Annotated in this window: 9 protein-coding genes and 1 pseudogene; 5 read left to right on the forward strand and 5 right to left on the reverse strand. The window is 61.0% G+C overall.

The window, feature by feature from the left end:
• Positions 1–384 (reverse strand): DUF3275 family protein (locus VMR39_RS24945; protein ID WP_325420303.1); only part of this gene is annotated, 384 nt, incomplete at its 3' end.
• Between the two features lie 129 nt (positions 385–513).
• On the opposite strand from VMR39_RS24945, the gene VMR39_RS24950 reads away from it, so the two are divergent.
• Together VMR39_RS24950 and VMR39_RS24955 are read left to right on the forward strand one after the other, a co-directional pair.
• The gene (locus VMR39_RS24950) at positions 514–918 is read left to right on the forward strand and encodes a hypothetical protein (RefSeq protein WP_325420291.1); all 405 of its coding nucleotides are present in this window, start codon (positions 514–516) and stop codon (positions 916–918) included.
• Between the two features lie 165 nt (positions 919–1,083).
• Positions 1,084–1,902, forward strand: coding sequence for a TorF family putative porin (locus tag VMR39_RS24955; RefSeq protein ID WP_325420293.1), 819 nt, complete (start codon positions 1,084–1,086; stop codon positions 1,900–1,902).
• A 209-nt stretch (positions 1,903–2,111) separates the two neighbouring features.
• Here the strand turns inward: VMR39_RS24955 and VMR39_RS24960 are convergent, their stop codons facing one another.
• Positions 2,112–2,300 (reverse strand): hypothetical protein, encoded by a 189-nt coding sequence (locus VMR39_RS24960; protein WP_325420307.1) that lies wholly within the window; start codon positions 2,298–2,300, stop codon positions 2,112–2,114.
• Here VMR39_RS24960 and VMR39_RS24965 point away from each other — a divergent pair.
• Genes VMR39_RS24965 through VMR39_RS24975 form a run of 3 tightly spaced genes read left to right on the forward strand, consistent with a single transcriptional unit; the run spans position 2,278 to position 6,361 of the window.
• Positions 2,278–4,734: a TonB-dependent receptor gene (locus tag VMR39_RS24965; protein ID WP_325420305.1), complete on the forward strand. Its 2,457-nt coding sequence runs from the start codon at positions 2,278–2,280 to the stop codon at positions 4,732–4,734. The two genes, VMR39_RS24960 and VMR39_RS24965, sit on opposite strands and share 23 nt — an antisense overlap.
• 13 nt (positions 4,735–4,747) lie before the next feature.
• On the forward strand, positions 4,748–5,281 hold the full coding sequence (locus tag VMR39_RS24970; RefSeq protein ID WP_325420295.1) for an RNA polymerase sigma factor: 534 nt from the start codon (positions 4,748–4,750) through the stop codon (positions 5,279–5,281).
• Between the two features lie 12 nt (positions 5,282–5,293).
• On the forward strand, positions 5,294–6,361 hold the full coding sequence (locus VMR39_RS24975) for a FecR family protein (RefSeq protein WP_325420297.1): 1,068 nt from the start codon (positions 5,294–5,296) through the stop codon (positions 6,359–6,361).
• Between the two features lie 39 nt (positions 6,362–6,400).
• Here the strand turns inward: VMR39_RS24975 and VMR39_RS24980 are convergent, their stop codons facing one another.
• From VMR39_RS24980 to VMR39_RS24990, 3 genes and pseudogenes are all read right to left on the reverse strand, one after another.
• The gene (locus VMR39_RS24980) at positions 6,401–9,157 is read right to left on the reverse strand and encodes a M14 family metallopeptidase (protein WP_325420299.1); all 2,757 of its coding nucleotides are present in this window, start codon (positions 9,155–9,157) and stop codon (positions 6,401–6,403) included.
• Between the two features lie 73 nt (positions 9,158–9,230).
• Positions 9,231–11,033: an amidohydrolase family protein gene (locus tag VMR39_RS24985; RefSeq protein WP_325420301.1), complete on the reverse strand. Its 1,803-nt coding sequence runs from the start codon at positions 11,031–11,033 to the stop codon at positions 9,231–9,233.
• 24 nt (positions 11,034–11,057) lie between these two features.
• A pseudogene (locus VMR39_RS24990) lies at positions 11,058–11,474 on the reverse strand (peptidase); the annotation flags it as partial.

The following is an 11,474-nucleotide window of genomic DNA, read 5'->3' on the forward strand; positions in this document are numbered from 1 at the left end:
CGCGAGCATGGCGCGAATCTCAATTGTGATCTTCCCGTACCACGTGTATGAGTGCGGATAGATCTTCGAGATTAGAAACTCGCCGGGGTAGGAGCCCGACTGAAACTGCTCCAAGATCTTGTCCTTGATTTTGAATTCACCCTTATTGTCGGCCCGCATGATGATGAACACATATTTGAGCGTGACGAGTAGCATCATCGTCCAGAATATGAGCGAGAGAACGCCAAAAATATGATCCGCGTCGACTGCTAGTGGATGATGGCCGACAAAGCTTTCCTTCAGCGCATAAAGTGGCGAAGTGCCGATGTCGCCGAACACGATGCCCAGCGCGCCGAGCGCCAGAACAGGAAGTTTCCCGTGCGAGTTATCTCCTTGGTCTGGAATTCCGCTCGGCGATTGCGTCGTCAATAGTTTTGCTCACCCTGTTAGACATGAACCATCGCACAATGCGGCATTTTTTTTCCATAGGAGGTTTAGGTGATCCGCATATGAACTGCATATGATTTAGGATGTGTGGGCGAGACCGCTCAAATTTCTACGCAATCCCAACGGAAAACATGGATTTCTCCTCTCGAGAATCTATGCGGCGATGCGCATTTCGATAACCTCCTGGAAAGAGGTGTCGTCATGATCAAATGGCATGAAAAGAAGCTCGCCAGCTTTGGTCTTAGGCTCGCCGGCATGGCTTTGTTGGCTTCCGCCTGGTGGGAAGTTGGCATCCTGCGAACGCTCGTGACGGAGCAGCCTGCCGCCGAGGCTACTGCTGTCCAGATGCTTCTGGCGGGGCTTATGTTTATCAGTCTTAGTTTCGGATCAGCCTTGCTCGTGCTGGGGTCTGCCCTATGGACACCGGTCATGGTGTCCGAGCGCTGGGCTGCATATGTGCCAATCCCTGTCGTGCGAGACATGAAGGCATAGCCATCCTCAGAAACCTCGGTCCTTGAGACCCGCCGCCCGTATACAATATAACGAAAATACAATGCGATAGGCCTTGACCTCCTCTCGATATTAAATGCCGATCCGCTCTACCTGAGACTCCTCGCCCGGCCGCACAGCGCGGCCTGGATTTCCCAAGAGGATCTGATGAAGACCATATTTGTCGCGCCGCTACTCATGCTCGGCTTTGTTCCGGCGTCTGCTCATGCCGAGGAAGAAGCAGGATCGCCCGTTACCATATCGGGTTCCGCGACCCTGGCCTCCGACTATCGCTTCCGTGGCGTGTCGCAGTCGGACAAGGCCATGGCGATTCAGGGCGGAGTCACCCTTGGCCATGAAAGTGGTCTTTATGCGAGCGCATGGGGGTCCAACCTTTCTGGCTGGGGGACGTTCGGTGGCGCCAACATGGAACTCGACCTGATTGCCGGCTTCAAGATGCCGCTAACCGAAAGCGCGACGCTCGACGTTGGCTTGGTGTGGTACATGTATCCAAGCGGAGCGGACGACACGGACTTCGCTGAGCCCTATGTGAAGCTCAGCGGAACGACGGGTCCGCTGACGCTCACCGCCGGTGCGGCCTATGCTCCCAAGCAATATGCCCTGGCCAATGTGTCGAACCATCCCGACAGCAACGGCCAGAAGCAGGACAATCTCTATCTCTGGGGCGACGGTGCAGCAGCGATTGCAGGCACATCTTTCACAGCCAAGGCGCATATCGGTCATTCTAACGGGAATCCAGGCCTTGGGCCGAACGGAACCAGTGTTGCGCCGACCGGGAATTATTGGGACTGGTCATTGGGCGTGGATGCAGCCTGGCGTAACCTGACCCTGAACGTCTCCTACATCGATACGGATATCTCGGCCAGGGAAGCGGCACCGTTGCAGCCCAATTTCAGCAAGGGACAGGATGGCATCGGCTCGATTGCGGATGGTGCAGCGGTCTTTTCGCTGACTGCCACATTCTGAGCAGGCTTCCGGTTCGGATACGAGTTCGAGCCGGGAGATTGACCTAGATTAATCTTTAAGATGTCCAATTTCAACAGCCCGATATTGACTATCAATTTGATAGACAATATCGGGCTGTTGAAACCAGCTCCTGTGCCCAGGTGTCAACACCAGTTCTTGCTGCTCCATCGGAGGTTATCCATGAGTCCGGCAAGCACCGTGCGCTCCATTTATGCGGATGGAATTTCGCGACCGCGTAGCCAGATGAATAGATGAAAGCGTCGACTCGCTCGTTCCTGCATAGCAATTTTAAAGTTCATGGCGTTCGAAGTGATCCGTAGGAAGGAAAGGTTGCCGGGTACGCCCTCAATCCGTGCGTTGCTGCCGTCGATCAAGATGCTGAGCAGCGCGATCGTCATTCTTCCCTTATGCCCCCTGGCAGCGAAGTCCGGGCTGGAACTGCGATATGAGATACAGCCTCAGGCCCTGACCTCTGCAATCCAGCAATTGGGATTGCAGGGGCATCGCCAGATCCTTTTCAGTGCGTCGATCATCAAGGGCTCGCTCAGGCGACCCGTTTCGGGTCGGATGTCATTCGATCGCGCGCTTCGACAAATATTGAAAGGGACAGGCCTCGTCTTTGAAACAACTGACACCGGCGTTGTCACTATTCTGAGGGACGCGAGCCGAATGAATATAAGTCCCTTAGAAGTAGAAAGGGCGACAGATAATCTCGATCCCCTTGTCGTAACCGCTGATCGGCGACGCGACCACGTCAGTTTCGCCAGCGATTTTCGGTCTCGGCCGCAGGAACCAAGCATCGCAACGGTCGCGAACATGAGTGTCGGCATTTCCAGCGAACCCGCCGGATCGGGGCAGCAGGCCTTGCTCGTCCGCGGCGTCGGCATGGCCGGCGAGGCGACAACTATCGTATACTTCGCTGGTGTTCCTGTTTCGGGACCATCCGGGACGGGCAGTGACGCCGCCCGCACCGCAAGCGATCTTGCTCTCGTCGACATCGGACGGATCGAGATATCGCGCACGGGGCGCAGCAGTGAGCATGGAACGGGATCGCTGGCGGGCGAGATCGAGATCGAGCCGGAAGCCGCCAATCCTCAGCAGTTGCAAGCCGTGTCAGCCGCTCGTCTGAGCTTTCAGCAGGGTGGAGAGCCAGGTGTCGCCCTGTCATCGACGCTGAACGTACCGGTAGGAGCCAACACAGCCTTGCGAGCAACCGCCTATGTCAATCGTGAGGGAGGTTATATCGACAATGTGCGAACCGGCGTTCGTAACATCAATGACGACGACATAGCTGGCTTCAGGCTGGTCGCGCGGACGGTGCCCACGCCCGATCTCGATATGTCGCTCCTGCTCGCCTGGCAGCATCGCGGCGTCAACGACACGTCCGCCTGGTTCCGTTCGCTCGGCTCCTATCGCACGGATCGCTACTTCGCCGCTCCAACCAGTCATGACTTTCTCCTCGGCCGGATAACACTGCAATATGATATGGGCGACTTACGGCTGACGAGCATGTCGGCCGCCTATCGCTGGAAGCTCGATCGGCGTTATGACCGCAGCTACGCCACCTTGCTGCAAGGGCGCGATCTCGAAGGCTGCCAGCGCTATTTCGACCTGGCGACGCCATCATGCGACGCGGGACAGAGCGAGGAATTCGCGGATTATGTGGAGGGGTTGACGCCCTCGCTCCTGCACATCCCCATCGTATCGACGCGGGTGGTTCAGGAAGTGCGCCTGAGCAGGGACGCGCCCTTCGGGCTGACCTGGGTTGCCGGACTTCTTCTCGACTATCGATCCGAAAGACTTCGCAGCGAACTGTCCTCTCTTCCGGATGAATATGAAAGCGGATCCGTGCTGTTTGGTGCTCGGAAACTTGCCATAACCCGGAAACAGGCCGGCATTTTCGGGACGCTGGCCTACAAGGACGCGGACGGCCTGCTGGTTTCAGCGGGACTTCGCTATGACAATCATCATGTGTCGTCACAGAATGACGTGGTCGTACCGAACATATTGAGCGGATCGATCGCATCGTGGCCGCTCACGGCGAAGGCGTCCCAAGGCATCAGCGGCCGAATTCATGTCGATGTTCCCATCGTCTCCGGCGCTACATGGCATACGCAGCTTGCACGCAGTTTCCGTCCGGCTGGCGTGAACACGGCATCGGTATTGCTGCCCGATCGGCTGACCTTCGGCCGCGACAGCCTGTGGGGCGTAGAGATGGGGCTGAACCTTCGCTGGAGCCGGTGGGCGGAGATGACTCTCGTCACCTATTTCAACGACTGGCGGAACATGCAGTATCGCGCATTGTCCGAAAATCGGTCGCACGCCTATTTGGTGAACATTGGTAATGCGATGATCCGGGGCGCGGAAGTGGAGATTGTCGTGCGGCCTGCGGCAAACTTCGTCGCAAAGGTCGAGGCAAGCTTGATCCATGCCCGGATGGCGCGCGTCACCGAGGCACAGGCGCTCGTGGGTGGCGCGGAAGTCGGCGATGATATTCCCTTTGTTCCAGATCGCCGGATGCAGGTGAGCCTGGCGCGGAGCTGGAACATCAGGAGCGGTAGCCAGATCAAGATGACGGGGGATTGGCAATATCAGTCGGGCTCCTGGTCGACGTTTAACGGGAACGATCCGGATTTCGCCGAAACCTCCGGCTTCTCGCTGTTCGGAGCCAGTCTGTCCTATCGATGGAATGGTGGCGACATATCGCTCCAGGCTCGGAATATCTTCGATCGCGTCGCAAATCTTCGGACCGTCACTAACGGATACGGCGTGGGTCAAACGTTCAGCTATGGACCGCGCACGATCATGCTGAGCTGGAACCGGCGCTGGTAACAGGGGATATGGATTGAACCGTTCATCGGGATCATCGACGGCAGGCCTGTGGACCGGCGGGGGGCAACGCCCGGACTATCTGGCCTATATGCCAGCGCTACGCCGCTATTTTGCGCGCCGTGTCAGCAATGGCGCGATGGTGGACGATCTGGTTCAGGACGTGATGCTGCGCATGCACGTACGCGATGCGAAGGACAGCATCGACAATCTGGAAGGCTATATTTTTCGGACCGCCTCCAGCGTGTTGCGCGATCATGCCCGGCGCGACAAGGTCCGACACGCGGCCAGTCATGGAGAATTGACCGAAAAGGATCATCCTGCTGAGGAATGTACCGCCGATCGCGTCTTATCGGCAAGGGAAGAACTTGCGCGGCTCGTCCGTACTCTGGAGGATTTGCCGGAGCGGACGCGCGACATCTTCCTGATGCGACGATATGAAGGATTGGCTTATGGCGAGATTGCGGAAAGGGTCGGGATTTCGGTGAGCGCGATCGAAAAGCATGTCGCCAAGGCGGTTGCCCATATCGCCCGGCGGCTGATCCGATAAGGCAAAGGCTGCATGACCACGGATGGGGACGACCCCTACGACATTGCCGCCGCCTATTGGGCGCGGCTTCAATCGGGCGATGCGACATCGGTCGACGAAGCGGAGGTGGCTCGCTGGTGCGCGCAGGCGCCGGAGCATCGCGCCGCGATGGATGCGATCCGCGCGGGCTGGGAAAGCAGCGGCAACTTTCGCTACGACCCCGCACTGTCGGACATGATGGAGCAGATGCAGGCGCGATACAGTATACCACAGGCGCCTGTATCGCGCCGCTGGTGGCGAGGCGGGCTTCTGGCTGCGTCGCTCGTGGCGCTGATCGCCATCCCGGCGGGCATATGGTTGATAGATCATCCCGGCCCGCAAGCGACGCAGGCGGTCGCGACGGAACGCCAGATGATGAGGGAGGCTGCCACACGTCTGTTCAGTCCTGCGGGTCGCAGACGCAACATGCTCCTGCCGGACGGTTCGCGCGTGGTGCTGGATGCGGACAGCGCCATGCGTTTCGCCTTTTCCGCAGGAGAGCGGGCGATCGAACTGGAAAAGGGGCGTGCCTATTTTGCGGTTCATAAAGACCATAGCCGGCCGTTCATCGTGTCCGCAGGTCGCCTGACGGCGACGGCCGTCGGCACGGCGTTTGACGTATCCCGTCTGTCGGGACGGGAACAGGTGACGACGACCGAGGGCGTGGTGCGTGTGGTGACGCAGATATCGAGCCGCGCCGGCAGCCATGCGTCATTGATTTCCGCCGGCATGCGCCTGACGCAGAACGAGTCCTCTGTCTCGGTAGGTTTGATCGACGCTGTACGCGAAAGCGCATGGCGCGACGGCCGGATCGTCTTCACCGCGCAATGCCTGTCAGACGTCGCCGAGCAGATGAACCGCTATGCGTCCGGACGACTGGAGGTGACGGACGCGGCTGCCCGCATTTCTATCAGTGGCGTGTTCGCGATCGACAATGCCGATGGCCTTGCAGAGGCGCTGGAGCAGCAGGGGCTGGTCCACGTCGCTCGCAGCGCGGACAGGATCGTCCTGACCCGCGGTGACGATGCGCCGGTGGCGGATTGCACCGATCAGGAGGGGTAGTGCCGGCGGGGCAATGCGTCATGCCCCGCCCGAATAGCGTTATTTCCGTTCCGCTGCGCCGTAGAGCAGCGCATTGAACAGGAATTTGAACGTGCCATAGGATTGAGCACGCTGGGCGACTTCGGGGGCCATGACCAGCAGCTTGCCCTTGCCTACGTCGATATCGGCCACTGTGATGGTCCCGGCCAGTTTCTCCTGCCCAACGGCCCAGCCGCTGCGCAGCAGGTCGCGCCCTTCGAACCAGCTTGCCTTGCCGTAGGGCGTGGCATTGGTCGTGGGAACGAAGGTCTGGGACTGGTTGAAGAAGACGTCGACCTGATCGGGCATGCCGTAGGCCAGCGGCTGGCGATTATCGACGCGTGCGCGCAGGATGGATCCGGGGATATAGAAGCTTTTGGTGTCCGGCATCTTCAGTGCGCCGTCGATCTCCCGCGTCAACGCCGGCTTGAGCGGTGCGCCGAGCAGATCGATGAAACGCGCCGAACTGCCGATCGCGACGACGGCACCGCCATTACGGGCGAAATCGGCCACGGCCGGAACGGTTTTCCCGTCGGTCATCTCACCCAGCATCGCCTGATATTCGGCGGGCGTGTCCTTCAACTCGGGTTGTTTGCCCGGCCGATCCGATCCCCATGCACCGCTGGGCGGAAGGGCATCGTCGGTGAAGAGCAGGACGTCATAATCCTTCGCCAGATTGCCGGCATCCAGACGCTTGGGATAGACCTGCGCAAAGGAAAATTCGAAGCGTTCGAGCAGGAAACGGGTCCAGCCCGACGACATGAGGCCGCCATAGCGGTCGACAAGGCCGATACGCAGCGGCTTGAGTGCGACCCGATCGCCTTGCGGTGCCGCGTCCGTGGCATGAACGGTCAGGCCCAATTCGCTAACCGCCTTGTCCACGATCGCCTGCGCCTCCGCCGATGCCGGAATCCAGATCGCGCCGGGCTGAAGCGTTTCGCCGGCCGCCGTTACCTCTTGTTTCAGCCATGCGGGACGGAGGCCGGACTTGAGCAGGCGATTGGTCAGAATGAAGCTGTTGTTGGTATCGTGGCCGACGATCCAGCCGGCCTTCCCCTGACCGACCACGCGACCTGGCGGCGGTGGCAGAAGGTCGGGCACCGGGGTGAAGCGCTGGTCGAGGCCATCGAGAACACGATCGAAACCGATGCCCATCTGATAGGCCAGTGTATAGCCGGTAATATCATAGGGCGCGGTCGGCGGACCGCCGGGATAGTCGGTGTCGTGGGGATGGTCTTGCGGCTCGAACATGTCGATCACATGCGGGCGATACGCCTGCGCCGTGCGCACGATAAAGGAGCCGGCGGGATAAGATTTGTCGCCTGTCTGGAACGGCGCGTCTGCGCGCTCAACCTCGACGCCATTTTTGATGAGGGCGTTGAGGAAGGCGATCGCGGTCGGCATGTCGCGCTGGTCGGCCGGGATGATATAGGCGCGTGGATCGCGTTCAGCCGGATTTTGCAGCATCGTCTTGTATAGCGCCGGATCGACCTTCTTCGGTCCGCCGGGACGGGCGTCCTTGCCTTCCGGCTTCACCGGCGCGGCATTGGTCAGGCGATCGACCTTGGACGGGGTGATGGTCCAGCTGTCCTTGTTGCCCTTCTCGATGCTGTTGGCGCCCATCTTCCAGATGTTGAACAGCAGTCGCTCGCGATTGCGCGACGCATAGTCGATGACCGCCCGGTCGAGCGTCCACTGATAGTCGAGCGAATTCTGCAAATGCCAATCGCGCGGGGCGATCGGCATCATTTCGTCGCCGCGCGGCAACTGGGTCGCGGGCACCAGCGGAATCTTCGCTGGGGTCGGTCCGCCAATAATCTCCGTCAACAGGCCGATGCTGTTATGGAAATAGGCGACCGACCGCTCCATGCCATTGTGCCAGGTCGAATAGCGAGCGGCGCTGCGTGTGCCCGATCCTGCTTTACCCTCGGAAATCAGCCGCGAATGCATCGAGAAGCCGACTTCGTTCAACTGTGACATCACGATCGGGTCATAGTTGAAATTGAACGGATCGCGGAACGGCGGCACGAACACCACCATGCCTTCCGGCCCGGTCTGGTGCTGATTGTAGACGATCTGCGGATACCATTGCCGGAACAGCACCCGGTTGACATTCTCCGTCTCCGGCATGGCGGCCATGAAGCTGTCGCGGTTGTTATCGTGCCCCACATACTTCTGGTAGAGCCGGGGCAGTGTCGCAAATTCGCGTTTCTTCGGGTCGGCCTGGCGCATATACCAGTTGCTGACCAGTTCCATGCCATCGGGATTGTCGTGCCCGAACAGGATGATGCAATCGTCCAGCATTCGCATCGTTTCAGGGTCCGACTGGCTGAGCATCCGGTGGATGACCTGGATCTGCCCTTGCGACGTCACCGTCTCCGTCGCGTGCATGCCCGCGTCGATCCAGACGACCGTCTTGCCCTGCGCCGCCAGTTTTCGCGCTTCCGCCTCGTCCACCCCTTGGGCGCGGGCGAGCTTTTCGGAAATGGCGCGATAATCGTTCAGTTTCGCCAGATTGGCAGGCGAAGACACGATCGCCATCCACTGGGTCCGCCCCTCGGCGGTCCTGCCGATGTCGACCAGCTTGATGCGGTCGGATTCCATCGCCAGTTTCTGGAGATAGGCCTCATATTCGCTATAGTTGGCGAGATAATAGTCGGTGCCCGGCGGCTGCTTGAAGAAGCGTTCGGGCGGGGTCAGCGTGCTGCTGCCCTGCGCTGCAACCGGGGGCGCGGGCAACAACAGTGCGCCCGACAGAAGAAGCCAGTGTGATTTCATACATTCTCTCCAGGGGACTGGTCGCAGGTTGCTGCTTATCGCCGGTATCCCGGCGATAAGCCATTATCAGACCTCAATAAAAGCGGACATTGTCGATCTGCAACCACATGCGCTGACCCGGCCCGCGCGATCCGCCGACTTCGACCTGGGTTATGCCGTCGCCGGTGAAGACAGGGCTCGTCTTGCCGCGCCGCGACACCGGCTTGAATTTGGTGAAGGGCACCTTCTGCGCGCTCCAATCGGCGCTTCCCTGCACGGTCGCTTCCCAGATGCCATCCAACCCGTTCAAGCGCACGATATAGGGGCCGTCGCCCTTCAGCTCGAAGCGCAAGCCCTTGCAGCCGTTGATCTTCGCAGGGGTGATCGATCCGCGGCTCAGCGGAATGGCAAAGCCTGCATAGGCATTGTCCTTCACCGCCATGCGAGCCGAAAGCGCAAGCGCCTTGCCGCCGCCATCGCGCGGAACGGTCTGGGTGATCTCGACCGAACGATCGATGCCGCCATCGGGCGTATCGATGCGCAGCGTGTCGATCGCCGAGCGGCGGTCGTCACGCTCGAAATCATCGAGCAGCGCCGGAACGGTGATGGACGGCAAGCGATCGCCGCGGTTGGCGGCGGGCAGGGCGGGGGCTCCTGCGCCATAGGACAGTTTACCATCGATCAGCACCTGCGACACCTTGTAGACATCCCTGATGTTCGTCCAGGGCGTCCCGTCGATCAGCACGATATCTGCGCGCTTGCCCACCGCAATGGTGCCGCGATCGCCGTCCAGCCGCATGATCTTCGCGCTGGTCCGGGTACCGGCAACCAGCGCCTGCGCCGGGGTCAGGCCGGCCTGCACCAGCAACTCCATTTCGTGCAGGGTCGACGGACCATGTGGCGTACCCGGCATACCGGCATCGGTGCCCAACGCAATCGGCACGCCGGCATCGAACATCGCCTTCACATTGCCCAGCGCATATCCGAACTTGCGCACCGTCTGTTGCAGGCGCGGATCGTCGGCCTTCACCGGCGTATCGCGCGGTTTGTAGGGATCATAGACGGCAAGCGTCGGCGCCATCGCCATGCCGCTCTGCTTGATCGCGGCGACTTCCTCCGGCGTGATCGGCCGATCCTGCAAGCCATGGGCAAGCGAGTCCACCTCCGCGCGTCCCGCCACCAGGCCGCGATCGACCGTCACCGTGTGGGTGACGACGGGCCAGTTCTGCTTGTGCGCGGCCTGCGCCACGGCCCGCAGCGTCCATTCGTCCATGCTGGTATTGTCGGGCGACACGCCGTAGCGCCAGCCATCGGCGAACACCTTGATCAGGTCGGGCTTGTAGGCGATCAGACTTTCGATCGCGGCGCGCCCGGCTTCGGGCGTGTTGACCCAGAGCGTCGTTGCCTGATCCGCCCAGTCGGCGCCATGACCGCCCGGCGTGCTCACGCGCGCCGCGAAGTGGACATGCGGCGCAGTCATCTGGCCGAGCCAGGCGCGCAGCGGGGCGTAGGCCTCGGGCGCCTCGTTGAAGTCGTTCACCGTGGTCACGCCCGCTGCGACATAGGCATTGGCGATCTGCGGGAAAGTGCCGGGCGCGCCGGAAGCGGTCCAATGGGTGTGGATGTCGAAGAAGCCGGGCAGCAGCGCCTTGCCTTTGGCGTTGATGATCCTGGCGCCGCGCGGCACCTTAACGTCGCTGCCCACTGCCGCGATCCGGCCGTCCTGGATCAGCACTGTGCCGGGCGCTGGGGCAGCGCCGGTGCCGTCGAAGATGGTTGCGCCGACGATCGCGACGATCCCGCCTTCGCTCGGCGCGGACGAGGAGGCGGTCGGCTGGAATGCAATCGGCAGGGCGACGGCAGTCGCGAGCAAGGCAGTGAGCAGAGACTTACGCATGGGATTCCCCCTTTGGAACGGCGATTATTCTGAAGTTTCGGATGGGGCCGGCATGCAGAACCAGCATTCGGCATCGCTGCCGATCGGTGCGCCCGGCGGGATCGGCGGCGGCGGCGCGATCGGCTCGGCCAGCTTCGACCTTTCCTCGGCCGGCGCAGTAAGCATCGCCACCAGATAACGGTCATGCGCCAAGGCCGGGCCGTTGCCACGCTTGCCCAGGCGACCCGCGAGGCTCTGCATATGGGCCCGGACTATGGCGATCGCGGTCGACGACAGCCCCTTGTCGTCGGCCAGCGAAATGAGGCGCAGCGCGTAGCGGGCGCGGACCTGCCGCGCGATTTCCGCCTGTCGCCCGTTTGCGGTTGCTGCGATCATCCGATCGTCCAGCGCATTGAGCAACTCGTCGAGAGAAAGTTGCTCCGAATCCGCGGCATTTTGCGC

Source organism: Sphingobium sp., assembly GCF_035511395.1.
Taxonomy (GTDB): Bacteria; Pseudomonadota; Alphaproteobacteria; order Sphingomonadales; family Sphingomonadaceae; genus Sphingobium.